The organism is Lysobacter sp. DMC104 (assembly GCF_056313665.1).
On the sequence record NZ_JBQUZW010000002.1, the window covers coordinates 261,607 to 285,848 of the forward strand.

Annotated in this window: 26 protein-coding genes; 14 read left to right on the forward strand and 12 right to left on the reverse strand. The window is 69.8% G+C overall.

Annotation, left to right across the window (positions count from 1 at the left end; translation table 11 throughout):
• The first annotated feature begins 69 nt into the window (after positions 1–69).
• A complete protein-coding gene (locus tag ACT53R_RS04060; protein ID WP_476170558.1) occupies positions 70–1,065 on the forward strand; it encodes a DUF8213 domain-containing protein in 996 nt (331 codons plus the stop codon).
• A gap of 168 nt (positions 1,066–1,233) precedes the next feature.
• On the opposite strand, the gene groL is transcribed toward ACT53R_RS04060, so the two are convergent.
• The 3 genes from groL to ACT53R_RS04075 all read right to left on the reverse strand — a co-directional run bounded on the left by groL (position 1,234) and on the right by ACT53R_RS04075 (position 6,388).
• Positions 1,234–2,877, reverse strand: a complete 1,644-nt coding sequence (gene groL / locus ACT53R_RS04065; protein ID WP_476170559.1) for a chaperonin GroEL — start codon at positions 2,875–2,877, stop codon at positions 1,234–1,236.
• A 110-nt stretch (positions 2,878–2,987) separates the two neighbouring features.
• Positions 2,988–3,278, reverse strand: a complete 291-nt coding sequence (locus tag ACT53R_RS04070; RefSeq protein WP_476170560.1) for a co-chaperone GroES — start codon at positions 3,276–3,278, stop codon at positions 2,988–2,990.
• Positions 3,279–3,517: 239 nt separating this feature from the next.
• On the reverse strand, positions 3,518–6,388 hold the full coding sequence (locus ACT53R_RS04075; RefSeq protein WP_476170561.1) for a TonB-dependent receptor plug domain-containing protein: 2,871 nt from the start codon (positions 6,386–6,388) through the stop codon (positions 3,518–3,520).
• Positions 6,389–6,624: 236 nt separating this feature from the next.
• Here ACT53R_RS04075 and ACT53R_RS04080 point away from each other — a divergent pair, with 236 nt between their 5' ends.
• From ACT53R_RS04080 to ACT53R_RS04095, 4 genes are all read left to right on the forward strand, one after another.
• Positions 6,625–8,616 carry a lytic transglycosylase domain-containing protein gene (locus ACT53R_RS04080; RefSeq protein ID WP_476170562.1) on the forward strand — a complete coding sequence of 664 codons (1,992 nt, stop codon included), beginning with the start codon at positions 6,625–6,627 and terminating at the stop codon, positions 8,614–8,616.
• Positions 8,613–9,506 carry a complex I NDUFA9 subunit family protein gene (locus tag ACT53R_RS04085; RefSeq protein ID WP_476170563.1) on the forward strand — a complete coding sequence of 298 codons (894 nt, stop codon included), beginning with the start codon at positions 8,613–8,615 and terminating at the stop codon, positions 9,504–9,506. Before ACT53R_RS04080 ends, ACT53R_RS04085 begins: the two co-directional genes overlap by 4 nt.
• A gap of 49 nt (positions 9,507–9,555) precedes the next feature.
• A complete protein-coding gene (locus ACT53R_RS04090) occupies positions 9,556–9,933 on the forward strand; it encodes a PH domain-containing protein (protein WP_476170564.1) in 378 nt (125 codons plus the stop codon).
• 81 nt (positions 9,934–10,014) lie between these two features.
• The gene (locus ACT53R_RS04095) at positions 10,015–11,268 is read left to right on the forward strand and encodes a multifunctional CCA addition/repair protein (RefSeq protein WP_476170565.1); all 1,254 of its coding nucleotides are present in this window, start codon (positions 10,015–10,017) and stop codon (positions 11,266–11,268) included.
• Here ACT53R_RS04095 and ACT53R_RS04100 read toward each other — a convergent pair.
• From ACT53R_RS04100 to ACT53R_RS04110, 3 genes are all read right to left on the reverse strand, one after another.
• Positions 11,265–11,618: a VanZ family protein gene (locus ACT53R_RS04100; protein WP_476170735.1), complete on the reverse strand. Its 354-nt coding sequence runs from the start codon at positions 11,616–11,618 to the stop codon at positions 11,265–11,267. The two genes, ACT53R_RS04095 and ACT53R_RS04100, sit on opposite strands and share 4 nt — an antisense overlap.
• Positions 11,619–11,691: 73 nt before the next feature.
• Positions 11,692–12,876 (reverse strand): class I SAM-dependent methyltransferase, encoded by a 1,185-nt coding sequence (locus tag ACT53R_RS04105; protein WP_476170566.1) that lies wholly within the window; start codon positions 12,874–12,876, stop codon positions 11,692–11,694.
• A gap of 43 nt (positions 12,877–12,919) precedes the next feature.
• Positions 12,920–13,081: a DUF3149 domain-containing protein gene (locus tag ACT53R_RS04110; protein ID WP_476170567.1), complete on the reverse strand. Its 162-nt coding sequence runs from the start codon at positions 13,079–13,081 to the stop codon at positions 12,920–12,922.
• 113 nt (positions 13,082–13,194) lie between these two features.
• Here ACT53R_RS04110 and ACT53R_RS04115 point away from each other — a divergent pair, with 113 nt between their 5' ends.
• Complete coding sequence (locus ACT53R_RS04115) at positions 13,195–13,932, forward strand: pteridine reductase (RefSeq protein WP_476170568.1); 738 nt, start codon at positions 13,195–13,197, stop codon at positions 13,930–13,932.
• Between the two features lie 76 nt (positions 13,933–14,008).
• Here the strand turns inward: ACT53R_RS04115 and ACT53R_RS04120 are convergent, their stop codons facing one another.
• The 4 genes from ACT53R_RS04120 to tsaD all read right to left on the reverse strand — a co-directional run bounded on the left by ACT53R_RS04120 (position 14,009) and on the right by tsaD (position 17,027).
• Positions 14,009–14,842, reverse strand: coding sequence for a DUF6159 family protein (locus tag ACT53R_RS04120; RefSeq protein ID WP_476170569.1), 834 nt, complete (start codon positions 14,840–14,842; stop codon positions 14,009–14,011).
• A gap of 115 nt (positions 14,843–14,957) precedes the next feature.
• Positions 14,958–15,452, reverse strand: coding sequence for a 2-amino-4-hydroxy-6-hydroxymethyldihydropteridine diphosphokinase (gene folK / locus ACT53R_RS04125; protein ID WP_476170570.1), 495 nt, complete (start codon positions 15,450–15,452; stop codon positions 14,958–14,960).
• A gap of 10 nt (positions 15,453–15,462) precedes the next feature.
• A complete protein-coding gene (gene folB, locus ACT53R_RS04130) occupies positions 15,463–15,816 on the reverse strand; it encodes a dihydroneopterin aldolase (protein WP_476170571.1) in 354 nt (117 codons plus the stop codon).
• Between the two features lie 152 nt (positions 15,817–15,968).
• Positions 15,969–17,027, reverse strand: coding sequence for a tRNA (adenosine(37)-N6)-threonylcarbamoyltransferase complex transferase subunit TsaD (tsaD, locus tag ACT53R_RS04135; RefSeq protein WP_476170572.1), 1,059 nt, complete (start codon positions 17,025–17,027; stop codon positions 15,969–15,971).
• 148 nt (positions 17,028–17,175) lie between these two features.
• Here tsaD and rpsU point away from each other — a divergent pair, with 148 nt between their 5' ends.
• The 8 genes from rpsU to dnaG all read left to right on the forward strand — a co-directional run bounded on the left by rpsU (position 17,176) and on the right by dnaG (position 21,676).
• The gene (rpsU, locus tag ACT53R_RS04140) at positions 17,176–17,391 is read left to right on the forward strand and encodes a 30S ribosomal protein S21 (protein WP_345304421.1); all 216 of its coding nucleotides are present in this window, start codon (positions 17,176–17,178) and stop codon (positions 17,389–17,391) included.
• Between the two features lie 174 nt (positions 17,392–17,565).
• Complete coding sequence (locus tag ACT53R_RS04145; protein ID WP_476170573.1) at positions 17,566–18,012, forward strand: GatB/YqeY domain-containing protein; 447 nt, start codon at positions 17,566–17,568, stop codon at positions 18,010–18,012.
• 11 nt (positions 18,013–18,023) lie between these two features.
• On the forward strand, positions 18,024–18,527 hold the full coding sequence (locus ACT53R_RS04150; RefSeq protein ID WP_476170574.1) for an N-acetyltransferase family protein: 504 nt from the start codon (positions 18,024–18,026) through the stop codon (positions 18,525–18,527).
• 4 nt (positions 18,528–18,531) lie between these two features.
• Entirely contained in the window at positions 18,532–18,921 is a 390-nt protein-coding gene (locus ACT53R_RS04155) for a hypothetical protein (RefSeq protein WP_476170575.1), read from the forward strand.
• 149 nt (positions 18,922–19,070) lie between these two features.
• Positions 19,071–19,199, forward strand: a complete 129-nt coding sequence (locus ACT53R_RS04160; protein ID WP_476170576.1) for an SEC-C metal-binding domain-containing protein — start codon at positions 19,071–19,073, stop codon at positions 19,197–19,199.
• A 149-nt stretch (positions 19,200–19,348) separates the two neighbouring features.
• Positions 19,349–19,621, forward strand: coding sequence for a type II toxin-antitoxin system Phd/YefM family antitoxin (locus tag ACT53R_RS04165; protein WP_476170577.1), 273 nt, complete (start codon positions 19,349–19,351; stop codon positions 19,619–19,621).
• The gene (locus ACT53R_RS04170) at positions 19,618–19,944 is read left to right on the forward strand and encodes a type II toxin-antitoxin system RelE/ParE family toxin (protein WP_476170578.1); all 327 of its coding nucleotides are present in this window, start codon (positions 19,618–19,620) and stop codon (positions 19,942–19,944) included. The genes ACT53R_RS04165 and ACT53R_RS04170 overlap by 4 nt, the downstream gene beginning before the upstream one ends.
• Before the next feature lies 1 nt (position 19,945).
• A complete protein-coding gene (gene dnaG / locus ACT53R_RS04175) occupies positions 19,946–21,676 on the forward strand; it encodes a DNA primase (protein WP_476170579.1) in 1,731 nt (576 codons plus the stop codon).
• 286 nt (positions 21,677–21,962) lie between these two features.
• On the opposite strand, the gene ACT53R_RS04180 is transcribed toward dnaG, so the two are convergent.
• Both ACT53R_RS04180 and ACT53R_RS04185 read right to left on the reverse strand, forming a co-directional pair.
• A complete protein-coding gene (locus ACT53R_RS04180) occupies positions 21,963–23,105 on the reverse strand; it encodes a dipeptidase (protein WP_476170580.1) in 1,143 nt (380 codons plus the stop codon).
• A 39-nt stretch (positions 23,106–23,144) separates the two neighbouring features.
• On the reverse strand, positions 23,145–24,143 hold the full coding sequence (locus ACT53R_RS04185) for a Nudix family hydrolase (protein ID WP_476170581.1): 999 nt from the start codon (positions 24,141–24,143) through the stop codon (positions 23,145–23,147).
• Positions 24,144–24,242: the final 99 nt, after the last annotated feature.

The window sequence follows — 24,242 nt, forward strand, 5'->3', positions numbered from 1 at the left end:
GGATCGCCCGGGGAGGCACCGGTCCGCGGACGCGACGTCTTTCATCCCGTTTCCAAGGAGTGGTTCCCGATGCATCGCACCCTGAAATCCCGGCTGGCGGCCATCGCCTGCGCCGGCCTGCTCTCCCTCGGCGTCGCGCACGCCGCGCGTCCCGTCGCCGAATCCGCGTCCCGCCAGAATGCCGACACCGCCGAAGACCTGGTCCAGCCCGGCCAGCTGAAGATCGCCAAGGCGTTGGGCGACGACGTCACCGGCCAGCTCGTCACGCCCTCCGGCGCGATGACGTTCACCACGCGCAGCCTGTCCACCGCCGGCAAGCGCACCGCGGCCGGCGCCGCGCCGGATCGCGTGCAGGCGCGGCTCGAAGTGAACGGCGCGGTGATCGACCACGAGATCGACTACGCCGCCGGCACGCTGGTAGTGAGCACCGAGGCCGGCGTCGTGATCGATGCCAGCGACCGCGCCGTGCTGCGCACCTTCCAGACCGAACTCGGCCGCAGCCTGCTGATGCAGGGCTCGGCGAAGAGCACGCCGAAATCGCTCGACCTGCTGTGGCGGCTGTCGGAGATGTATTCCGAAGTGCCGCTGGGCCATCGCCTGAAGCAGACGTGGACGATCCGCCGCACCGACGCGAAACCGCTGTTGCCCGGCGCCACGCTCGCGAATGCCGGCGCGAACGGCGACCTGCCGCGGCTCGACAGCCCGCCGCAGAAGGCGACGTGCAACGAGCAGAGCGGCGGCAGCTTCACCAACCTGCACAGCATCGCGGACGTCTGCCTCAGCGGTCGCGTGTACTACCGCGCGTCGGCGCACGACTTCTGCCCCACGCACGGCTACACCAGCAAGACCGTCGCCTATGGCTGCGGCGCGAGTTCCTGCGCGGGCCGCTGCGGCGCGGGCTGCGGCGTGGGCGACGGCCTCGGCGCGTGGTACCAGGACTGCCTCGACCACGACGTCTGCAACCGCGACCACAACTCGCAGCTGGGCGCCTGCGGCGACGAATGGACCGAAGCCGCCGACGACTACGCCTTCGGCGCGATTTCCTGCTACACGACCTGCCACTGACAGCGCCCTCCGCTGCCGTCCGCGCAAAGAAAAACCCCGCGAGCGATCGCGGGGTTCTTCGTTTGACGGCTTCCGGCGAAGCGGGCGAAGGCCATGGAAGGCCTTCGCCTGGACCGTAGCCCGGGGTGAGCGAAGCAAACCCCGGGTTGATCGATCGGGATCGATCGATCAGAAATCCATGCCGCCCATGCCGCCCATGCCGCCGCCCATGCCGCCCGGGGCCGGCTCGTCCTTCTTCGGCGCTTCGGCGACCATCGCTTCGGTCGTGATCATCAGGCCGGCGATCGAAGCCGCGTTCTGCAGCGCGGTGCGGGTGACCTTGGTCGGATCCAGGATGCCGGCCTCGACCATGTCGACGAATTCGCCGGTGGCCGCGTTGTAGCCGTAGTTGCCCGTGCCTTCCTTCACCTTGTTGACGATGACCGAGGGCTCTTCGCCGGCGTTGGTGACGATCTCGCGCAGCGGGGCTTCCATCGCGCGCAGGGCGATCTGGATGCCGTGGTTCTGGTCTTCGTTGATGCCCTTGATGCCTTCGACCGCGGTCTTGGCGCGGATCAGCGCGACGCCGCCGCCCGGGACGATGCCTTCCTCGACGGCCGCACGGGTGGCGTGCAGGGCGTCTTCGACGCGGGCCTTCTTTTCCTTCATCTCGATCTCGGTCGAAGCGCCGACCTTGATCACGGCCACGCCGCCGGCGAGCTTGGCGACGCGCTCCTGCAGCTTCTCACGGTCGTAGTCGGACGAGGTCTCTTCGATCTGGGCCTTGATCTGCTTGATGCGGGCCTCGATCGCCGAGGTGTCGCCGGCGCCGTCGATGATCGTGCTGTTCTCCTTCGAGACCTGCACCTTCTTCGCGCGGCCGAGATCCTTGATCGTGGCCTTCTCCAGCGACAGGCCGACTTCCTCGGAGATCACGGTGCCGCCGGTGAGGATGGCCATGTCCTCCAGCATCGCCTTGCGGCGGTCGCCGAAGCCCGGGGCCTTCACGGCGCAGACCTTGACGATGCCGCGGATGGTGTTGACCACCAGCGTCGCCAGGGCTTCGCCCTCGACTTCTTCCGCCACGATCAGCAGCGGCTTGCCGGCCTTGGCCACGCCTTCGAGCACGGGCAGCAGGTCGCGGACGTTCGAGATCTTCTTGTCGTGCAGCAGGATGTACGGGTCGTCGAGTTCGGCGGCCATCGACTGCTGGTTGTTGACGAAGTACGGCGACAGGTAGCCGCGGTCGAACTGCATGCCCTCGACGACGTCGAGTTCATTGTCCAGGCCCGAGCCTTCCTCGACCGTGATCACGCCTTCCTTGCCGACCTTCTTCATCGCGTCGGCGATGATGTTGCCGATCGACTCGTCGGAGTTGGCCGAGATCGTGCCGACCTGGGCGATCGCCTTGTCGTCGGCGGTCGGCTTGCTCATGGCCTTCAGTTCGGCGACGGCGGTGGCGACCGCCTTGTCGATGCCGCGCTTGAGGTCCATCGGGTTCATGCCGGCGGCGACCGCCTTCATGCCCTCGCGGATCAGCGCCTGGGCCAGCACGGTCGCGGTGGTGGTGCCGTCGCCGGCGTTGTCGGAGGTCTTGGAGGCGACTTCCTTCACCATCTGCGCGCCCATGTTCTCGAACTTGTCGGCCAGTTCGATCTCCTTCGCGACGGACACGCCGTCCTTGGTGATCGTCGGGGCGCCGAAGCTCTTCTCGAGCACGACGTTGCGGCCCTTCGGGCCGAGGGTCGCCTTCACGGCGTTGGCGAGCACGTTCACGCCGCGCACCATGCGCGAGCGGGCGTCTTCACCGAAACGGATGTCTTTGGCAGCCATGGTCTGAAACTCCGGAAAAATGAGGTGTTCGTAGGGCGGGCCTCGGCCCGCCGTTGCGACAGCGATGCGTCAGCACGCGTGCGGCGGGGCGATGCGCCCGCCCGCGCGCATCAGCCGACGATCGCGAGGATGTCGTCTTCCTTGATGATCTTGTATTCGACGCCGTCGGCCTTGTACGCCGAGCCCGAGTACTGGCCGTAGATCACCTTGTCCCCGACCTTGACCTTCGGCGCGCGCAGGCCGCCGGTGGCGTCGATGAACTTGCCTTCGCCGATGGCGACGACTTCGCCCTTGGTCGGCTTTTCCTTGGCGGCGTCGGGGATGATGATCCCGCCGATGGAGGTTTCCTCGGCTTCGATCGGCTTGACGATCACGCGATCGTAGAGCGGCTTGAGATTCATGTGAACCCTCGCAAGTGGTTGATTGGATTGGGAAAGGGCGGCGATCTTAGCACTCTCGACCCGAGACTGCCAAAACCGCGGCAAAAAGTGCGCCCGGCATGCCGGGACGGGCGGGAGATGGGGGGCGCCCGGCGGCTTTCAAGGGGGCCAGGCAAAGAAGAAGGGGCGGATCGCTCCGCCCCTTCGTCCGGGACCGCCCCCGGCACGAGGCCGGGACCGGGTTGTCGCGACCGGATCGATCAGAACCGGTAGTCGGCGCTGACGTACCAGAAGGCGCCCGGCAGGTCGTACGTGCCGGCGTCGTAGCCGTTCAGCGAGCAGGTCACGCAGATCGGCGGTTCCTTGCCGAACACGTTGTTGCCGCCCACCGACAGCTTCAGGCCGTCGAACAGCGCGTTGTTCCACGAGAACTGCACGTCGTGGTAGGTCACGGCGCCGAGCTTGTTGACCACACGGGCGTTCAGGCAGTTCGGGACGGTGGAGATCGTCGCGTTGTTGCAGTCTTCCTCGACCGAGTCGATGTAGCGCAGACCGTAGGCGACGTCGAAGTTGCCCTTGTGCCAGCCGAGCTGGGCGTTGGTCTGCCACTCGGGGATCGCGCTGTCGCCGACTTCGATGCCGACGCGACGCGAGCTGACGTTGCCGTCGCCGTCGACCGCCTTGTACTCGCGGACCCAGGTCGTCTGCAGCGCGGCGCTCAGGCTGCCGAAGCCCCATTCCGGGCTCAGCCAGTTGATCTTGAGGTCCGCACCGCTGGTCTTCACCGTGCCGAAGTTCTGCAGGAAGTTGTTCGGCGGGTTGAGGTTGCCGCTGCTGCCGCGGGTGAACGGCGAGCAGACCTTCGGATCCGTGCCGTTGCCCGTGGTGTAGCAGGCGTCCAGCAGGCTCTGCAGGTCGGCCGACAGGATGGCGCCGTCGATCTTGTGGTCGTAGTAGCCGACTTCGAAGTCAAGCTTGCGCGACCACGACTGGTCTTCCGCCCAGCCCGGGCTGTAGACCGCACCGATCGTCCAGCTGTCGGACTTCTCGGGATCCAGATCGCGGTTGCCGCCGGTGAAGGTGGTGATCTGGGTGTTGGCCTGCTCGAAGTTGTCGGGGACGCCCGCGGCCACGCACGCGGCCTCGAGGCCGGCCGAGACGCCGTTGGTGCGGTCGACCACCGGCGCGCCGGTCGGGCCGCAGGGGTCGGTCAGGGTGGCACCGAACTGGGTCAGGCCGTACAGCTCGCCCAGGTTCGGGGCGCGGAAGCCCTGCGAGTAGGTGCCGCGGACCACGACGTCCTCGATCGGCTGCCAGCGGAAGCCGACCTTGCCGGTGGTGGTGCTGCCGAAGGTCGAGTAGTCGGACCAGCGGACGGCGGCGGTCAGGTCGAGGGTGGCGAGGACCGGGAAGTTGAACTCGCCGTAGACTTCCTTCACGTCGTAGCTGGCGGAGATCGGCGAAGCGAACGAGTCCTGCGACTCGCCGGTCTGGCGCAGCGGATCGGGATTGAAGTCGCCCTTGTACTTGCGGTACTCGGCACCGGCGGCGAAGCCGGCGTTGCGGTCGGCGATCGCGAACAGGTCACCGGTCAGGTTGAACGAGAACGAGTCGAGCACCTGGGTGCTGGCGTCACGCTGGTTGGTGATGATGTAGTCGATCATCTGCCGGGTGAACGGACGCGCCTGGCCACCGAAGATATCCAGCGGCACGCAGCCCGGGGTCGCGGCGCACACCGCCGGATCGCCCAGCGCGGTGCGGATATGGGCCACGTTGTAGCCGTTGGTGAAGCGCTGCGTCGCCGAGTTGCGGCTGTGGACGTAGTTCGCGTCCCAGCCGAAGTTGCGGTCGCCGATGTCGAACAGGCCGTCGAGGCCGACGTTGAAATACCAGGTGTCGACGTTCTGCGTGAAGATGCGCGGCCCGACTTCCAGCGGGCGGCGGCCGATGAACACGAAGTTGTTGCTCGCGTCCAGGGCGAAGCCGAACGGGTTGTACGGATGGTTCGCCGGGATCGAGATCGTGTCGGCGATGCCGCCGGTGCCGGCGCCGGGACCGACGAAGATCGGCTCGGGCGCGGCCTGGTTGGTCGACTGGCGGTTGTTGAACAGGCCCTTGAAGTGCAGACGGGTGTTGTCGCTGATGTCGATCGTGGCGCTGGCGAACAGGGCCTTGCGCTCACTGGGCGTCAGCAGCAGGTTGTACGGCGCGAAGTTGAAGCGGTCGGCACCGGTGAACTGGTGGTAGGTGCCGCCGTTCGGGTTGCCCGGGACGAACACCGGGGAGGTGGTGCCGTTGTTCAGGGTGATGCTGTAGAAGTTCGTGCCCGTGGGATCGAAGAACACGAAACGACCCTGCGGGGTGCCCGAGCTGCCCGCGGCAAGGCCGGCATTCGGTTCGGGGAACGAGGACTGACCCCAGTCGCCCGAGCTGATGCGGTCCTGCTTGTAGTAGCTGGCCGCGAAGACGGCGTTCCAGCGGTCGCCGCCGGTGCCGATGGTGAAGGAGGCGTCCTTGGTCTCGCCGCCACGGCTGTATTCGCCGTAGTAGGTGTGCAGCTCGGCACCCTTGAAGCTCTTGCGGGTGATGATGTTCACCACGCCGGCGATGGCGTCGGAGCCGTAGATCGCGGAGGCGCCGTCTTCCAGCACTTCGACGCGGTCGATGATGGCCAGCGGGATGGTGTTGAGGTCGGCGCTGCCGCTGACGCCCGAGGCCGAGGATTCGTTGACCCAGCGGATGCCGTCGACGAGGACCAGCACGCGCTGCGAGCCGAGGTTGCGCAGGTCGACCTGGGCCGAACCGGCACCGATGCCGCCGCCGTCCGGCGGATAGCCGAAGTTGCCCGAGGAGTTGAACTTGGCGTTCAGGGCCTTGCCGCTGGCCGTCAGCTGCTGGAGCAGCTCGCCAACGCTGGCGACGCCGGTCTCTTCGATCTTGGCGCGGTCCATGACGTACACCGGCTGGGCGGTGACGGCATTGGTCTGCTTGATGCGGGACCCGGTGACACTGATCGTGTCGAGGGTGCTCTTGTCGCTCTGCGCGTCCTGCGCCGCGGCGATGCCGGGCAGCGCGAGGAGCAGCGTCAGGTGGACAGCGGCCGTCAGGCGATTACGGCGCAGCTTGCTCATGGGTTCTCTCCGTTGAAATTGAATATCTAAAGTGTCGCAGCGGCCACCGCCCGGGCCCCCTCCCGGAGCGGCACCCGGGCTTTGTAAACAAAATGTGAAGGCGCGGCAAGATGCCGGCCGGTCCCCGGACCTCCGGCAGGGGCCTGCAGGGCCTCCCCGCCAGGCCGCGCCGTCGCCCCCGTCACCGCACCCGCGGTGGCCGCCGATGGTTCATCGCGCTTCGCTATAGTCCCCGCATGCGCATCCCCCACCTGTCCCTCGTCGCGACCCTGCTGGTCGCGATCTCCCCCGCCGCCTGCCGCGCGCAGAACGACACCCCCGCGCTGCTCCGCGCCCGGGCCGCCCTCGAAGCCGCCGAACGCGGGCTGGTCCCCGCCGCGCCGCTGCCCGCCGGGCATGCCCTCGCCGGTTGGGTCGAATACGCCGGCCTGCGTCGCACCCTCGACACCCTGCCCGCTGGCGACGGTCAGGCCTTCCTGACCCGTTACGCCGGCCAGCCCGTGGCCGAGGCCTTCCGCGAGGACTGGCTGGCGGCACTGGCCCGGCGCGAGGACTGGCCGGCCTTCCGTGCGGCGTGGTCGTCGTCCATCAAGGGCACCGCCCTCCGCTGCGCCGAATTGAACGCCCGGCAGGCGCTGGGCCTGACCGACGCCGACTGGACCGCCGACGCCCAGGCGCTGTGGCGCAGCACCGGGCGTTCGCTGCCCGACGGCTGCGACGCGCCGATGGCGGTGCTCGCCGCCCGCGGCGGCCTGACCCCGGCCCTGCGCTGGGAGCGGATCGAGAAGGCCGCGGCCGAATGGCAGCCCGGCGTGATGCGCGCCGCCGCCCGCGGCCTGCCGGCAGACGACTTCGCGCTGGCGAACGACTACGCCGCCTTCATCGAATCCCCGCACGACCGCGCGCTCGGCTGGCCCAAGACGCCGCGCAGCCGGCTGGTCGCCTCGCAGGGGCTGGCGAAGCTGGCGAAGGCCAACCCGGCGGCGGCGGAAGCGCGGCTGCCGAAGATCACGGAAGCGCTGGGCCTGAACGATGCCGAGCGCGGCCGTGCGCTGTACCAGGCCGCGCTGTGGACGGTCGCCTCCTACGGCCCCGAATCCGCCCGCCGGCTGGCCGCGGTGCCCGACGTCGCCTACGACGACAAGCTGCACGAGTGGCAGGTGCGCGAGGCCATGGCCCGCTCCGACTGGAAGTCGGCGCTGGCGGCGATCCGCGCCATGCCCGACGCCCAGCGCCGCGATTCGCGCTGGCGCTATTTCGAGGCGCGGCTGCTGGAAATGGGCGGCGACCGCACCACGGCCCAGGCGCTGTACCGCGACGCGGCGATGAAGCCGGAATTCCACGGCTTCCTCGCGGCCGACCGCATCGGCGCGCCGTATGCGCTGTGCCCGTCGACGCCGGCGACGACGCCCGCCGCGAAGGCCGCAGTCGGCAACGATCCGTCGATGAACCGCGCCATGCTGCTGTACCGCCTCGACCGCGCCGCCTGGGCCGAACGCGAGTGGAAGGACGCACTGTCGCGGTTCACGCCCGAGCAGCGCCGCATCGCCGTCGGCATCGCCCAGGACAACGGCTGGTTCGACCGCGGCGTGTTCGGGCTGGTGAACGTGGGCGGCAAGAGCTATCCCGAGGAATCGCAGCTGTACACGCTGCGCTTCCCGCTGCACCACGACACCGCGATCCGGCGCGAGGCGGCGAAACAGAACATCGACCCGACCTGGGTCGCGGCCGAGATCCGCGCCGAGAGCGTGTTCAATCCGCGCGCGCGCTCCGGCGCCGATGCCCGCGGCCTGATGCAGGTGCTGCCGTCGACGGGCGCCGGTCTGGCGCGACGTCTCGGCCTGCCGTGGAGCGGCGGCGAGGCGCTGTACGAGCCGGAGTTCAACATCGCGCTGGGCACCGCCTATCTGCGCGAACTGGAAGACAAGTACGGCATGACCTACGTCGCGATCGCCGCCTACAACGCCGGCCCGGCGCCGGTGGCGCGCTGGCAGACGCAGCGCCCGGGCATGGACGCCGACTTCTGGATCGAGACCATCAGCTACAAGGAAACCCGCGATTACGTCGCGCGCATCCTCGCCTTCAGCGTGATCTACGACTGGCGGCTCAACGGCAACGCACTGCCGATCACCGACCGCCTCGCCGGGCGGATGGTGGAGACGCGCAAACAGTTCGTGTGCCCGGCGCCGCCTGCAGCGACCGGGAGCGCGGGCGGGACGCGGAGATGAGCAAGCGTGTCGTCATCCTCGGCGGCAGCGGCTTCGTCGGCCGGTCGCTGGTCGCGCGCCTGCTCGCGGACGGGCATCGCGTGGACGTGCTCTCGCGCGACGCGGCCACGCGCGAGCGCGTGCCGCCGGGCGCCACGCATCGCGCGGGCGACGTGCACGACGCCGCGTTCCTGCGTGACGCGTTCGCCGGTGCCGATGCCGTGGTCAACCTCGTCGGCATCCTCAACGAGCGCGGCGACGACGGCCGCGGCTTCCGCAAGGTGTACGTCGAACTGGGCGACAGCGTGATCGACGCGATGCGCGCCACCGGCGTGCGCCGCCTGCTGCAGATGAGCGCATTGCATGCCGGCGATGGCGCCAGCCACTACCTGCAGGCGCGCGGCGAAGCGGAACGGCATGTCGTCGATTCGGGCCTTGACTGGACGCTGTTCCGACCGTCGGTGATCGCCGGCTCCGGCGACGGCCTGTTCTGCCGCTTCGCGCAGTTGCTGCGCTTCGCGCCCGGCCTGCCGCTGGGCGGCGCCGGCGTGCGTTTCCAGCCGGTGTGGGTGGGCGACGTGGCCGAGGCCTTCGCCCGCGCGCTGGTCGACGACGCCACCATCGGCCGGCGCTACGACCTCGTCGGCCCCGAGGTGATGACGCTCGGCGGGATCGTCAAGCTCACCGCGAAGACGAAGGGCTGGTCGCGCTTCGTGCTGCCGCTGCCCGGCGCGCTCGGCCGGGTGCAGGCCGAAGTCGGCGAACACCTGCCGGGCAAGCCGATCAGTCGCGACAACTGGCGTTCGCTGCAACGCGATTCGACCAGCGACGACAACGGCCTGCCGAAGCTCGGCATCGCGCCCACCGACGTCCGCGCGAAACTGCCCGAAATCCTCGGCATGCGCGCCTGACGCGCGGCCGCCCGCACCCCGCTTCCACTTCGACAAAGAGGACACGCCCATGGGACTGATCGACGGCCTGCTCGGCCACGCCGGCGAAACGCCGGTCGACAAGCTCGCCGAGGAATTCGCGCCGCTGCTGGCGCCCGGCGAATCGCTGCAACGCGCGTTCTCCACCATCCGCGACCTGATCGTGTTCACCGACCGCCGCGTGATGCTGGTGAACAAGCAGGGCATCACCGCGAAGAAGACCGAATACCGCAGCATCCCGTACCGCGCGGTCACGATGTTCTCGCTGGAGACGGCAGGCCATTTCGATCTGGAATCCGAACTGCGCATCTGGCTGTCCGGGCAGCCGGCACCGATCGAACTGCACCTCGGCCGCGGCAGCGGCTCGCAGGCGATCGTCGCGCTGCTGGCGCAGCACGCGGCGCGCTGAGGCGACACGCCACGTATCGGCGCAATGCGGCGCCGGCAACCCGGGTGGCGGGCCGGGGCCCGCCCTACGTACACTGCCGGCATGAAGACCTATCTCGTCGGCGGCGCTGTGCGCGACCGCCTCCTCGGCCTGCCCGTGCACGATCGCGACCACGTCGTCGTCGGCGAATCGCCCGAGTCGATGCTCGCCGCCGGCTTCAAGACCGTGGGCAAGGATTTCCCGGTGTTCCTGCATCCGGACACCGGCGAGGAATATGCCCTAGCCCGCACCGAGCGCAAATCCGCGCGCGGGCATCGCGGCTTCGTCGTGCACGCCGCGCCGGAGGTGACCCTGGAAGAAGATCTGCTGCGCCGCGACTTCACCATCAACGCGATCGCGCAGGCCGACGACGGCACGCTGGTCGATCCGCACGGCGGCGCGCGCGATCTGGACGCGCGCGTGCTGCGCCACGTCGGCCCGGCCTTCGTCGACGACCCGCTGCGCGTGCTGCGCGCGGGCCGGTTCATGGCGCGGCTGGCGCCGTTCGGCTTCACCGTCGCGCCGGAAACCATGGCGCTGATGCGCACGATGACCGAGGCCGGCGAACTGGCCGACCTCACCGCCGAGCGCGTGTGGAAGGAGCTCGCCGGCGCGCTGCGCGCCCCGCGCCCGTCGGCGTTCCTGCGCACGCTGCACGACTGCGGCGCGCTGAAGGTCGTGCTGCCGGAAGTCGATGCGCTGTACGGCGTGCCGCAGCGCGCCGAATTCCATCCCGAGGTCGACACCGGCGTGCACGTGGAGATGGTCTGCGACATGGCCGCGCGACTGGCGCCGGGCGACGAGCTCATCGGCTTCGCCGCGCTGACCCACGACCTCGGCAAGGCGCTGACGCCAGCGGAAGAACTGCCGAAGCACATCCTGCACGAGCAGCGCGGCCTCGAACCGCTGGAGGCGCTGTGCGCGCGGCTGAAGGTGCCGGCGATGCATCGCGATCTCGCCCGCGCCGCCTGCCGCGAACATCTGAACGTGCATCGCATCGCCGAACTGCGCAGCGCGAAGATCCACGACCTGATCGCGCGCTGCGACGGCTTCCGCCAGCCGCAGCGGATCGCGCAGCTGGCCGTCGCCTGCGAAGCCGACAAGCGCGGTCGCGGCGGCATGGCCGACAGCACGTATCCGCAGGGCGCCGACCTCGTGCGTCTGCATGCCGCGGCCATTGCCGTGCAGGGACGCGACGTGGTCCGTCCGGGCATGGATGGCCTTGCGATCGGTGACGCGCTGCGGCGTGCGCGGATCGCGGCGATCGCCGCGGAGCGCAGGACGGGCGGCGACGCCGAGGACGCGGACGCGTCCTAGCGCGACGCCGCGTCGTCGCGGCGATCGAGCCGCAACAGCAGATCGTGCAGCGGCGTGAGCCGGGTGCCGAGGCCGGCGATCACGCCCAGCGTGTTCGCCAGCGCGTCCATGCGGTCCATCATCCGCCCCTGCCCCATCGCGCCCTGCGCGTATTCCAGCGCGATGCCCATCAGCACCAGGCCGAGGCCGACGATCGACAGCGAGCGCCAGCGCGGATACAGCTGCACCGCGCCGGCCGCGAGCACGGCGTACGAGAGGAAGTGTTCGAGCTTGTCGTTCGCGCTGGGCAACGTCTGCAGCGACGACGACGGCAGCAGCGAGAAGGCGACCACCGTCGACACCGCCGCCATCCACAGCAGCGACCATAGCCATGGCCGCCGGAACGGCTTCAGCGAACGGCCGTAGCGATACCCGGCCACGGCGTCAGAGCCGATGGCTCAGGTCGCCCGCCAGGAAGGCATGGTCGAGATCCGCTCGACGCGAGAAGCCGATCGCCTGGAAGCGCTCGCCCATCTCGCCCGGCAGGGTCAGCTGCTTCGCCTGCTGCCGCAGGGCGTAGCGCGCGGCCTCGTCGGGCGCGTGCGATTCCTGCTCGGCCAGCCGCTGCTCCAGGCCGTTGCCGATCAGGAAGCTCGCCTGCGAGCAGTAGCCTGCGAAGTCGAACCCCGCGCCGGTGCCGGCTTCGGCCAGCGCGGTGAAATCGACCGAGACGGTGACGTCCTGCAAGCCCACGCGCGCGAACACGTCGTCCACCAGCCGGTGGCGATGGAACGCGCGCAGCGTGCCGTCCTCGCGACGCGGGTCGTAGTACTCGCGGCGCGGATATCCGTAGTCGGTCAGCAGCACCGCGCCCGTGCCGAGGCCGCCGAGCACCGCCTGCAACCAGTACGGCAACTGCGGCAGCACTTCGGAACGGTAGCCGTCGCGGAACGACGTGCCGCACTGGCGTTCGACGTGCCGCACCGCCGCCGACAGCAGCGCATCGGCGGGACGATCGACGCGGACGAAACCGCCATCGGCGTCCAGCGCGACGTGTTCCTCGTAGACCTCGCCATCGCGGATCGCGAAACGCGAGGTCGGCAGCGCGTCGATCACCTCGTTCGCGAACAGCACGCCGTTCCACGGTTCGTGGATCGGCATCTGCAGCCACGACACGCGGGCGAAGACCTCGGGCGCGAGGCGCTCGCGCAGGCGCACCTGCTGGCGCTGGCGCAGGTCGGCGCTGGGCTCGAGGATCGCGTAGCGCGCCGGCAGCGCGCCCACGGCCTCGAGCCGGCGCAGCGCGGCCTCGGCGAACGCGCCGCTGCCGCCGCCGACTTCGACGAATACCGCCTCGTCGCCGACCTGCTTCAGCACCGGCGCGAGCGCATCCGCCACGCATTCGGCGAACAGGCTGCCGAGCTCGGGGGCGGTGACGAAATCGCCGCCTGGACCGAGTTTGGTGGCGCCGGCGCTGTAGTAGCCGAGCCCCGGCGCGTACAGCGCCAGCTCCATGAACCGCCAGAAGGGCAGGACGCCGCCGTTGCTCGCGATCTGGTCCCGGATGACCTCCGCCAGCTGTTCGCTGTGCGCACGGGCGTCCGGGTCCAACTCGTCGTCGATCACCATGCGGCAGCTCCGTTGCGGGGCTGCACAGGATAACGAATCCCGCTCAGCGGGGGGCCTGCCCGGCCTTCTGGGCCTGTTCTTCCTCGCGCATCTTCTTGCGCGCGAACCACCAGATGTAACCGCCCATCAGGACGATGAAGCCAAGGCCGCCGAGGGTCATCCAGCCGACCGGCTTGGCGAAAAGTTCGGAAATGATCGGATCCATTGCGTTGCTCCGCTGGGGATGGCGCACGGCAGCATGCGCCTGCGCCGGCAGCCGCGTTTGACTGTGGTCAAATGCCCCGTCGCCCCTCGCTTCGAGCGCCCCGAGACCCTGCCATGTCCGACTCCCGTCCCGTCGCCCTCGTCACCGGCGCCGCGCGTCGGCTGGGCGCCGCCATCGCGCGCCGCCTGCATGCCGCCGGCCACGACCTCGCGCTGCACTACCGCGATTCGGGCGACGACATGGCCGGGCTGGTCGTCGCGCTCGAACGCGATCGCCCCGGCAGCACGCTCGCCGTGCGCGCCGACCTTGCCGAGTACGACCGCCTGCCCGAACTGGTGGCGCAGGCCGTCGGCCGCTTCGGCCGGCTCGATGCGTTGGTCAACAACGCCTCGGCCTTCTCGCCCACGCCGCTGGGCACGATCACGCCCGCCGACTGGGACGCGCAATTCCTCGTCAACGCCCGCGCGCCGGTGATCCTCGCCCAGGCCGCCGCGCCGCACCTGCGCGACGCCCGCGGGGCCATCGTCAACCTCGTCGACATCTACGCCGAGCGACCGCTGCGCGACCACATCGTCTACGGCATGAGCAAGGCCGCGCTGGTCGCCGCCACCCACGCGCTCGCGCTGGAACTGGCGCCGCAGGTGCGCGTGAACGCGGTCGCGCCGGGCGCGATCCTGTGGCCGGAAGGCAAGCCCGAGTCCGCGAAGGAGACGATCCTCGCGAAGACGCCGCTAGCCCGCACCGGCACCGAGGACGAGATCGCCGAGGCCGTGCGCTGGCTGCTGCAGGACGCGACCTACACGACCGGGCAGATCCTCCGCGTCGACGGAGGACGGCTGCTCACGCGCTGATCGCATACGACACGGGCCGGCGTCTTGCGGCGCCGGCCCGTGTTTTCGCGACGCGTTCGGCGCTTGCCGCGACGTTTCAGCGCTTCGGCACGAACGCCGATTCCAGCGCCAGCCCGCGGAACGCCGACGGCGTCTCGCCCGCGACCGCATAGCGGTACAGCGCGGCGGAATAGATGCCGCCCAGCGCCGACTGGATCGTGGCCAGCACCAGCAGCGCGATGACTGCGATCACCGCCACCGCGATGCCGGCCGCCGGCGCGGCCTGCCAAGCGAGGAACGTCGCCGCGATGCCGGCCAGCACCATGCACGTCGCGATCAGGCCGAACGCCGCACCGATGCCGACGTGGCCGATGGCGTTCTCGCCCCAGGTCTTCTTCAGCAGCGCCACGCTTTCCTTCAGCGCGTCGACCGGCCCGATGTCGCGGCTCACCAGCACCGGCACCACCAGGAACGTCGCCAGCGTCCACGCCACGCCCAGGCCGCTGCCGATCATGCGCACGATGAAATTGTTGTCGCGGTCCTTCAGCGACTTCAGCACCACGCCGACGGTGGCCGCGATCGCGGCGTAGCCGAGGATCGCCGGCAACTTGCCGCGGGCGATGCGGATGCCGTCGGAGAACGTCGGATCGCCGCCTTCCAGCCGGATCGACGCCGCGCCCACCAGCGCGCTGTTGAAGAACACGATCACCGCGTACTGGCAGAAATAGAAGGCGAAGCCCACGAGCGCACCGACGACGTTGAACCCGTGGTCGAACAGCTTGAGCGCGAACACCGGCAGCGCGAACGTCGCCAGCACCAGCAGCGTCGCCAGCGACGACAGCACCGGGAACAGCATCAGCTCCTTGTCGGCGCGCAGCACCGACGCACTGGCCTTCACCAGGTTCCAACTGCGCGAGAACTTCTCGAACATCGCCTGCGTCCTCCCCGGACACGGTGTGTGGAGGCGGCATCGTCCGCGATGCCCCCACACGCCGCAAGCGCAGGAAGTCACCGGCTATGCAATAACGTTGCGCGCGTCGAACCGCTCAATCGCCGCCGGCGTCGAACACCGGCGCGCACGGCACGTCGCGCTCCGGCGAGTCATTCCACAGCGCAGCGAGCGTGCATCCGCTGCGCGGATCGACGAAGTCCGGCGCGATCTCCGCCAGCGGCCGCAGCACGAACGCATGGCGCAGTTCGTCGCGCGGCAGTTGCAGGTGCCCGGGCCCCGACAGCACCAGGTCGTCGTAGAACACGATGTCGATGTCCAGCGGGCGATCGCCGAAGCGCGGCCCGCTGCGATCGCGCCCGTGCGCATCCTCCAGCGCGTGCAGCCACGCATTGAGCGCCTGCGGGTCGAGATCGCTGTCGATCACCGCCGCAGCGTTGAGGAAATCGGGACCGTCGAAACCGACTGCGGGGAAGCGATACACGGTCGAAGCGACGATGTCGCCGAAGCGCGCCCGCAGCGCCGCGAACGCCGAACGCAGATTGCGTTCGGCCTCGACGTTGCTGCCGAGGCTCAGGTAGGCCTTGCCCATCGATGCGTCCTCAGGCGCGGCCGCGTTCGATGATCACGCCCACCGCGCGCGCGCCGCGCACCGCGCCGGGCTTGCTCAGCTTCAGGCGCACGTGCGACACCGCGAATTCGGCCAGCACGATCTCCGCGCAGCGCTCGGCCAACGTTTCCACCAGCCCGAACGACGACGCCGAGACGTACTCGATCAGGCGCTTGCTCACCGCCTTGTAGTCCAGCGTGTCGACGATGTCGTCGGTCGACGCAGGTTTGCGGTTGTCGAAGCTCATTTCCAGATCGAACAGCAGCGGCTGGCGGATGCGTCGCTCCCAGTCGTAGATGCCGATCAGCGCCTCGATCTCGAGGGCTTCGATGAAAACCTTGTCCATGCAGGAACGTCCGGGCGTCGGGGAGGCGACATTGTAGGTCGGGCCCTGGCCCGACATCGCGACATTTCCGATCGCGTCGCGCGATGGGCGGAACGGTTTCGATCGTCGTGCGTTGCGACCTGCACGGTCGCGACGGCGGGCCTGGGCCCGCCCTACGCGCGCGGCGCGGACTCGACCGCCGGCAGCGTCGCCATGTCCCAGCGCGGCACGACATGCACGGCGGCGTCGCTGCGCTGGCCGGCTTCGAGCCGCAGCGCGCCGGCGAAGGCGATCATCGCGCCGTTGTCGGTACACAGTTCGGGCCGCGGGAAACACACCCGGCCGCCGCGCTTCGCCGCCATCGCCTGCAGCTTTGCGCGCAGGCGCTTGTTGGCGCCGACGCCGCCGGCCACCACCAGCACCTTCGCACCGGTGGCGTCGAGCGCGCGCTGGCACTTGATCGCGAGCGTGTCGACCACCGCGTCCTCGAAGCCGCGGGCGATGTCGGCGCGGGCGGTGTCGGACTGGTCGGAATCGCGCCAGGCCAGCAGCACCTGCGTCTTCAGGCCGCTGAAACTGAAGTCGAGGCCCGGACGGTCGGTCATCGGCCGCGGGAAGCGGTAGCGGCCGGGGTCGCCGGTCTCGGCCAGCGCCGCCAGCTGCGGGCCGCCCGGATACGGCAAGCCCATGAGCTTGGCCGACTTGTCGAAGGCCTCGCCGGCCGCGTCGTCCAGCGTGTCGCCGAGCAGCCGGTAGGTGCCGATGGCATCCACCGCGACCAACTGGCTGTGGCCGCCGGAGACCAGCAGGGCGACGAATGGCGGCTCCGGCCGGCCGTGGACGGGGTCGTCGTCCTCCATCAGCGGCGCCAGCAGGTGGCCTTCCATGTGGTGGACGCCGACCGCCGGCAGGTCCAGCGCCCACGCCAGCGACCGCGCCACCCCGGCGCCGACCAGCAGGGCGCCGACCAGCCCCGGGCCGGCGGTGTAGGCCACCCCGTCGAGGTCGCGGACCGACAGCCCGGCCTCGGCCAGCGTCTGGCGGATCAGCGGCAGCAGCTTGCGCACGTGGTCGCGGCTGGCCAGTTCGGGCACCACCCCGCCGTACTCGGCGTGCAGCGCGATCTGGCTGTAGACCGCATGCGCCCGCAGCCCGGCCGCGCCGGGCCGGGCCGTGTCGTACACGGCCACGCCGGTCTCGTCGCAGCTGGATTCGATGCCGAGGACCTTCATGGGCAACCGGAAACGGAGGAATGCGGGGCGGATAGTCTACCCGCCCCACCGCAGCGGCCCGGCGGCGACTTGCGCCACCGGGGGGAGGGCCATTATCATGCGCGGCTCGCCCGGAAGGACCGGGCCAGGCTTCCTTAACGAGATTCCTATGCCCAGCGTCAAAGTCCGCGAAAACGAGCCGTTCGAGTTTGCCCTGCGCCGCTTCAAGCGCACCTGCGAGAAGGCCGGTGTCCTGGCCGAAGTCCGCAAGCGCGAGTTCTACGAAAAGCCGACTCAGGAACGCAAGCGCAAGGCGGCCGCCGCGGTGAAGCGCCAGGCCCGCCGCACCTCGCGCGACGCCACCAAGCGTCAGCGTCTGTACTGATTCCCGGCGCGACCCTCAAGGTCGCGTTCCGCTGCGAATCCCGAAGCCGGCCGCGCCCAGCGCAGCCGGCTTTTTGCGTTTCCCGATCGCCGGCCTCCGGCGATCGCCCTGCATCCCGCTTTCCCTGTTTTCCTCGCGCCCGCCCGGCGGACCGCGACCCCACGGAGCCCCACCATGAGCCTCAAGCAACGCCTCACCGATGACATGAAGACCGCGATGAAGGCCGGCGAGAAGGAGCGCCTGGCCGCCATCCGCCTGATCAACGCCGCCATCAAGCAGAAGGAAGTCGACGAGCGCGTCGAGATGGACGACGCCCGCGTGCTGGCCGTGCTCGACAAGATGGTCAAGCAGCGCAAGGACTCGATCGAGCAGTACGACAAGGCCGGCCGCGACGACCTGGCCGCGGTCGAGCGCGCCGAGATGGCGATCATCGAGCAGTACCTCCCGGCCAAGCTGGGCGAGGCCGAGATCAAGGCCGCGATCGAGGCTGCCGTCGCCGAGACCGGCGCCGCCGGCCCGGCCGACATGGGCAAGGTCATGGGCGTGCTCAAGCCGCGCCTCGCCGGCCAGGCCGACATGGGCGAGGTCTCGAAGCTGATCAAGCAGCGCCTCGCCGGCTGAGCCCCGCCGCGATGACCGCGCCCTCGCCCGCCATCGTCATCCGCCCGGCCGTCCGCGAGGACGCCGGGCGGATCCTCGCCTTCATCCGCGAGCTGGCCGAGTACGAGCAGCTCGCCCACGAAGCCGTCGCCGACGAGGACGGCCTCGCCCGCCAGCTCTTCGGCGACACGCCGCGCGCCGAGGTGCTGATCGCCGAGGTCGACGGCGAGGCCGCGGGCTTCGCGCTGTTCTTCCATAACTTCTCGACCTTCGTCGGCAAGCCCGGGCTGTACCTCGAAGACCTGTTCGTGCGCCCGCAGTACCGCGGGCTCGGGCTCGGCAAGCGACTGATGGTGCGACTTGCGAAGCTCGCGCTGGACCGCGACTGCGGCCGCTTCGAGTGGTCGGTGCTGGACTGGAACACGCCTGCCATCGACTTCTACCGCAGCCTCGGCGCGGTCGGCATGGACGCATGGACCGTGCAGCGGGTGACGGGCGACGCGCTCGCGGCGCTGGCCGCTCAGGACGCGGGATGAGCCCGTGTTCCTGCGTTTCGTCGGCCACGATCTCGATCCGCGCACGGGCCAGCCGATCGGCCTGATGACGCTGGCGTACGCGCTGCGCAATTCCGGCGACGCGAACGTCGCCGACACCGACCAGTTGCTCGCGCATCTGGACTGGATCCAGCGCACCGTGCCGATCCCGACCCGGTTCGCGCGCCGCCGCAACGGGGGACACAAGGAAACGCACGGCCTGTCCTGGGCCAAGGCTTCGGCGACCGAGTTCGTGCGGCACCTGCATGCAATCGCGGACATTCTCGGCCGCTACGACACGCCGGTCGACATCATCCGGAGCACACGCCCCGGCTACGTGGTCCACGAGGACGACTGGCAGGTCGTCGCCGAACCGTTCCACGGCGAAGGCCGCTGACGCCTTCGCTTTTTCCGCCCTTCGAGGGCCATCCGACAGGAGGTGCACCATGAACCGCAAGCAGAACCGCCGCACGCCGTGCTTTCGAGGCCACGCCGGCCGTTGAGGTCACCCGCAAGCGCCGCAAGGGCTATCCGTCCGAAGCCCGCGTGAAGCGCGGCCGCCGCTTCGTCCACGGCGACAAGGAACTGGTCGAGAAGCTGGGCCACAACGATCCCTGTCCGTGCGGCTCGACCCGGAGGTTCAAAACAGTGCTGCCTCCGCAGCGGTCGCCATGACGGCACCGAACGACATCACTTCTTTCAGGGACTGAGTTCTTTCAGAGGCCGAGCCCTCCGACGCCCCGGTCCGCCGGGGCGTTGTTTTTCCCGGCACCTGCAACCCTGAGCTATACTCGGACCGAATTCGGTCTGACAGGACATGCCCCATGAGCGACCCGATCATCAGCCTCAGCGACTTCAAGGCCGACGCCAGCCAATGGCTGAAGCGGCTTCAGGACGCCTCGGAAACGGTCGTGCTGACCCAGAACGGACGTGCCAGCGCCGTCGTCCAGAGCTTCGAGAGCTACCAGCGGCAGCAGCAGGCGTTGCTCATGCTGAAGCTGGTGGCGCAGGGCGAAGCCGACGTGCGTGCCGGCCGCCTGACGGCGCAGGACGACGCCTTCGCGCGTCTGCGCGAGCGCATCGCGACCCGGGAATGAACGCGGGCGCCGTGCTCTGGACCGACACCGCGATCGAGGACCTCGGCGCGATCGTCGACCACATCGCCGCGGACGATGTCGCTGCGGCATCGGCTGTGCTGGACCGGCTGCAAGCGCGTGCCGCGACCCTCGCGACGCTGGCTGCACGCGGACGCATCGTCCCCGAACTGCGGGAGATCGGCATCACCCACTATCGCGAACTGGTCGAACGCCCCTGGCGCCTGCTGTACCGCATGGACGCCGCTTCGGTCTTCGTGGTGGCCGTGCTGGACAGCCGGCGCGAACTCGATACCGTGCTGCTCGAACGACTGACCCGCTGCTGACATGGCCCGCATCCCCGACGCCTTCATCGACGACCTGCTGGCTCGCACGGACATCGTCGAGCTGATCGGGTCGCGCGTGCCGCTGAAGCGGCAGGGGCGCGAGTACTCGGCGCGCTGTCCGTTCCACGACGAGCGCTCGCCGTCGTTCACGGTGTCGCCGACCAAGCAGTTCTACCACTGCTTCGGCTGCGGCGCGCACGGCACCGCGATCAGCTTCCTGATGAACTACGACCGCCTCGAATTCCTCGATGCAGTCGACGAACTCGCCAAGCGCGTCGGCATGGAGGTGCCGCGCGACACGCAGCAGCGCAACGTCAATCCCGACAGCATCGACCAGTACGCGGCGCTGGAAGCGGCGAACAAGTTCTTCCAGCGCCAGCTCGCCGCCTCGCCGAAGGCGCTGGCGTATTTCGAGCGTCGCGGCGTGAGCGCGGAGATCCGCGCGCAGTTCGGCCTCGGCTACGCACCCGATGGCTATTCGGCGCTGAAGGACTCTCTCGGCACCGACGATCGGCGGATGAAATTGCTGGAGCGCGTCGGCCTGTTCTCGAAGAACGACAAGGGCCACGTCTACGACAAGTTCCGCGACCGGGTGATGTTCCCGATCCACGATCGCCGCGGCCGCACGATCGCCTTCGGTGGCCGCGTCCTCGAGAAGGACGATGGCCCGAAATACCTCAACTCGCCCGAGACCGCACTGTTCCACAAGGGCCGCGAACTGTACGGCCTGTGGCAGGTGCGGCAGGCGAATACGAAGATCGAACGGCTGATCGTCGTCGAAGGCTACATGGACGTGATCGCGCTGTTCCAGCACGGTGTCGCGCAGGCGGTGGCGACGCTGGGCACCGCGACCACGCCCGATCACGCCGAGCTGCTGTTCCGCAACGCGCCCGACGTGTACTTCTGTTTCGACGGCGACGCCGCCGGCCGCCGCGCCGCGGGCAAGGCGATGGAATCGGTGCTGCCGCGCATGAAGGACGGCCGCCAGGCGTTCTTCCTGTTCCTGCCCGACGGCGAGGATCCCGACACGCTGGTGCGCAGCGAAGGCCGCGAAGGCTTCGACGCACGGCTGGCGCAGGCGGTGCCGCTCTCGCAGTTCTTCTACGACGACCTCGCGAAGGACGTGAACCTCGGCACGCTCGACGGCAAGGCGCGCATGGCCGAGCGCGCGAAGCCGCTGCTCGCGCAGATTCCCGACGGTGCGTTCGGCGATCTGATGCGCCAGCGCCTGACCGAACTCACCGGCGTCGGCGCCGCGCGCACGGGCATGCCCGAAGCGCCGCCCGCGCGACCGCGCATGCCGCCTGCGCAAACGCAGAAGCGCAGCCTCGTGCGCAGCGCGATCGCGCTGCTGCTGCAGCAACCCGCGCTCGCACTCGACCTGCAGCCGCCGTACACCTTCAGCGTGCTGCGCCAGCCGGGCGTGTCGCTGCTCGCCGAACTGATCGCGCTGGTCCGCGAGCGCCCGGAGATCACCACCGGCGCGTTGCTCGAACATTTCGCCGAGCGCGAGGAAGGCGCGGCCCTGCAGAAACTCGCGATGCAGGCGATGCCCGGCGAGGAAGCGAAGTGGCGCGACGAATTCCTCGACGCCATGGCGCAACTGGAACGGCAAACGTTGCACCAGCGCATCGACGAACTGCAGGCGAAGCAGCGCGAGGTCGGCCTCGACGACGGCGACAAGGCAGAGCTGCGGGCGTTGCTGCTGGCGAAACTGCAACCCACGCGCTGATCATCCATCGTCGGCACCCGCAAGGTCGCAGTCCGTGAGATGGGCGGATGCGATCTTGTGTCCACGGCGGGCGCGGCAGCGCCCGGGCGGCCTCGGCAGGATGCCGATCGCCGCGGACGATGGACCCGCACTCCCTCACGGCGCCCGCTGCCCCTTCCCCAGCTGCGCAACGCCGACGGATACACCTGTCCGACTGCGGAATCCGACGTCCACACGCGAATGGCCGCCCCGCGCGCCGCGCCCGCCGACCATGCCGCTGCGAAAGATGCGCGTCGTCGGGGCGATGTCAGCCCCACACCTCGCGCATCACCCGCGCGAAGTTCGCGCCCAGCACTTTCTCGATGCGCGCGTCGGAATGGCCGCGCTTCGACAGCAGGAACGCGAGGCGATCGAAGCGATCCGCCTGGTTGAGATCGGGGATGAAGGTGTAGAGATCCGGCGGGCGGCCGGGCCCGAAGATGCCATCAGCGACCGAGGCCGCGACCCACTCGCGGTTGTCCTGTTCGAATTCGGGCGTGCGCGCGATCGGCGCGACCCCGCCGTCGGTGCCGAGGCCGACGTGATCCTCGCCGGCGACGTCGATCGCATGCTCGATGTGGCGGATCAGGTCCTCGGCCATCGGCTGCGCGTCGGTGCGCAGGTAGGGCCAGAAGATCATGCCGGCGACGCCGCCCTTGCCGGCCAGCGCGCGCAGCGTGGCGTCGTCGGTGTTGCGCGGCAGGTCGGCCAGCGCGCGGCAGCCGGTGTGGCTGATCAGCATCGGCTGCTTCGCGGCGGTCACGCCTTCGGCCATGGTCCGCGCCGAACCGTGCGCGAGATCGAGCACGATCTTCTCCGCCTCGATCCGTGCGATCACCTCATGGCCGAAGTTGCTGAGGCCGGCGTTGCCCGGCTCCATGCAGCCGTCGCCGACCAGGTTGCGGCGGTTGTGGGTGAGCTGCAGCACGCGCAGGCCGCGCTCGCGGAACATCGTCAGGCGATCGAGATCCTCCCCCAGCGACTCGGTGCCCTGGAAGGTGCAGATCAAGCCGAGACGATGCTCGCGGCGCGCGCGATCGAGATCGTCGGCGGTGCGGATCATCATCAGGTGATCGGGATGGCGCGCGACGATCGCGTGCCAGGTGTCGAAGTTCGACTTCGTCTTCTCGAACGCGGCATCGTCGAGCCAGAAGCGTCCCGACGGCGCCAGCGTGAGCACGACGGCGGTGAGGCCGGAGGCGCGGATCGCCGCGAGTTCGCCCGGCACCGCGGGATCGTCCGGTCCATACCAGGCGAGCCCCACGCCGCCGGCTCCGTCGATCACCGGCGCGGCGCCATAGCGCGACCAGGCAGGTCGCCGGGCCGTCTTCGCCGCTCCGGCAGCACCGGCGAAGACGGAGGCGATCGCGGCGCCTCCCAGTCCCTTGAGCACCTCGCGTCGCGTGGTCATGTGCGTCTCCGGCTGGGCACATCGCCCGGAGAGGCGAGTCTAGCGCCGCCGGCCGGCCGGGGACGTCTCCGGCCACAGTCCCCGGATCGCGGCGATCCCCTGCGCGCCATGCGTGCGCGCGAGGTCGAGATCGCCGCGGCCAAGGCCGCCGATGGCGTAGATCGGCAGGGCGACGTCCTCACGCAGGGTCGCGAACGCCTCCCAGCCAATGCCCGGCTCGCCGGGATGCGAGGCTGTCGGCAGCACCGGGCCGAGCACTGCGGCATCGCAGCCCAGCGCCTGCGCGTGGCGCAGCTCGTCGAGGTCGTGGCAGGAGGCGATCACCGGGCGATCCGGCGGCAGCGGTCGTGCGTCGAGCCTGCGCAGATGCCGTGCAGGCAGATGCACGCCGATGCCGAGCGCGTCGGCGAGCGCGAAGTCATCGTTCACCAGCGCCTCGCCGTCGACCGCACGGATGTCGGCGACCGCGGCTTCGATCAGTGCACGCCAGCGCGCGGGTGTGGCCGCCGCCAGCATGGGCGCGCGCAACTGCACGCGACGCGCGCCGGCGTCGAGCGCGGCACGCAGGCCGGCGCGCCACGTGCGATCGTCGTCGCCGGGTTCGGGCGTGATCAGGTAATGCGCCGGCTGGCGCAGCGCGGCGACCACCGGGCGATCGGCATCGGGCATCGCATAGCTGGCGAGCTTGTGCGGCGGCGCCCAGACCAACGCCTGGCCGTCGAGCCCCTTCACCGTGCCGGTCCACGACGCGATGCGGCGCACGTCCAGGCACAGCCGCTTGTGCGGGTAGCGCTGCGGCACCGCGATCACCGGTGCGCCGACGCGCGCCTCGATGCCGAGCTCCTCGCGCAGTTCGCGGACCAGCGCCTGCTCCGGCGTCTCGCCCGGATCGACCTTGCCGCCGGGGAATTCCCACAGGCCGGCGAGATCGCGGCCTTCGGTGCGACGCGCCAGCAGGATGCGGCCGCGCGCGTCGGTGATCACGCCGGCGACGACGTGGATGCGTTGTTCGGGTCGACTTCGATCGGGGGCGCTCATGCGGAAGAAAGGTCGCGCTGGATCCGTGCGCGCTCCGTTTTACCGGCCCCGCATGTCGGCGGCAAGACCACGGCGAACCGAAACGGAAAACGCCCGCTT

What these genes read in the sequence shown, in the direction of transcription:
- groL (WP_476170559.1), bottom strand. Translation starts at nt 2,877, where the DNA reads ATGGCTGCCAAAGACATCCGTTTCGGTGAAGACGCCCGCTCGCGCATG.
- ACT53R_RS04075 (WP_476170561.1), bottom strand. Translation starts at nt 6,388, where the DNA reads ATGAGCAAGCTGCGCCGTAATCGCCTGACGGCCGCTGTCCACCTGACG.
- ACT53R_RS04150 (WP_476170574.1), top strand. Translation starts at nt 18,024, where the DNA reads ATGACCGCGCCCTCGCCCGCCATCGTCATCCGCCCGGCCGTCCGCGAG.
- ACT53R_RS04180 (WP_476170580.1), bottom strand. Translation starts at nt 23,105, where the DNA reads ATGACCACGCGACGCGAGGTGCTCAAGGGACTGGGAGGCGCCGCGATC.
- ACT53R_RS04080 (WP_476170562.1), top strand. Translation starts at nt 6,625, where the DNA reads ATGCGCATCCCCCACCTGTCCCTCGTCGCGACCCTGCTGGTCGCGATC.
- ACT53R_RS04145 (WP_476170573.1), top strand. Translation starts at nt 17,566, where the DNA reads ATGAGCCTCAAGCAACGCCTCACCGATGACATGAAGACCGCGATGAAG.
- ACT53R_RS04090 (WP_476170564.1), top strand. Translation starts at nt 9,556, where the DNA reads ATGGGACTGATCGACGGCCTGCTCGGCCACGCCGGCGAAACGCCGGTC.
- folB (WP_476170571.1), bottom strand. Translation starts at nt 15,816, where the DNA reads ATGGACAAGGTTTTCATCGAAGCCCTCGAGATCGAGGCGCTGATCGGC.
- ACT53R_RS04165 (WP_476170577.1), top strand. Translation starts at nt 19,349, where the DNA reads ATGAGCGACCCGATCATCAGCCTCAGCGACTTCAAGGCCGACGCCAGC.
- ACT53R_RS04115 (WP_476170568.1), top strand. Translation starts at nt 13,195, where the DNA reads ATGTCCGACTCCCGTCCCGTCGCCCTCGTCACCGGCGCCGCGCGTCGG.
- tsaD (WP_476170572.1), bottom strand. Translation starts at nt 17,027, where the DNA reads ATGAAGGTCCTCGGCATCGAATCCAGCTGCGACGAGACCGGCGTGGCC.
- ACT53R_RS04120 (WP_476170569.1), bottom strand. Translation starts at nt 14,842, where the DNA reads ATGTTCGAGAAGTTCTCGCGCAGTTGGAACCTGGTGAAGGCCAGTGCG.
- rpsU (WP_345304421.1), top strand. Translation starts at nt 17,176, where the DNA reads ATGCCCAGCGTCAAAGTCCGCGAAAACGAGCCGTTCGAGTTTGCCCTG.
- ACT53R_RS04060 (WP_476170558.1), top strand. Translation starts at nt 70, where the DNA reads ATGCATCGCACCCTGAAATCCCGGCTGGCGGCCATCGCCTGCGCCGGC.
- ACT53R_RS04110 (WP_476170567.1), bottom strand. Translation starts at nt 13,081, where the DNA reads ATGGATCCGATCATTTCCGAACTTTTCGCCAAGCCGGTCGGCTGGATG.
- ACT53R_RS04070 (WP_476170560.1), bottom strand. Translation starts at nt 3,278, where the DNA reads ATGAATCTCAAGCCGCTCTACGATCGCGTGATCGTCAAGCCGATCGAA.
- dnaG (WP_476170579.1), top strand. Translation starts at nt 19,946, where the DNA reads ATGGCCCGCATCCCCGACGCCTTCATCGACGACCTGCTGGCTCGCACG.
- ACT53R_RS04085 (WP_476170563.1), top strand. Translation starts at nt 8,613, where the DNA reads ATGAGCAAGCGTGTCGTCATCCTCGGCGGCAGCGGCTTCGTCGGCCGG.
- ACT53R_RS04185 (WP_476170581.1), bottom strand. Translation starts at nt 24,143, where the DNA reads ATGAGCGCCCCCGATCGAAGTCGACCCGAACAACGCATCCACGTCGTC.
- folK (WP_476170570.1), bottom strand. Translation starts at nt 15,452, where the DNA reads ATGGGCAAGGCCTACCTGAGCCTCGGCAGCAACGTCGAGGCCGAACGC.
- ACT53R_RS04170 (WP_476170578.1), top strand. Translation starts at nt 19,618, where the DNA reads ATGAACGCGGGCGCCGTGCTCTGGACCGACACCGCGATCGAGGACCTC.
- ACT53R_RS04105 (WP_476170566.1), bottom strand. Translation starts at nt 12,876, where the DNA reads ATGGTGATCGACGACGAGTTGGACCCGGACGCCCGTGCGCACAGCGAA.
- ACT53R_RS04095 (WP_476170565.1), top strand. Translation starts at nt 10,015, where the DNA reads ATGAAGACCTATCTCGTCGGCGGCGCTGTGCGCGACCGCCTCCTCGGC.
- ACT53R_RS04100 (WP_476170735.1), bottom strand. Translation starts at nt 11,618, where the DNA reads ATGGCGGCGGTGTCGACGGTGGTCGCCTTCTCGCTGCTGCCGTCGTCG.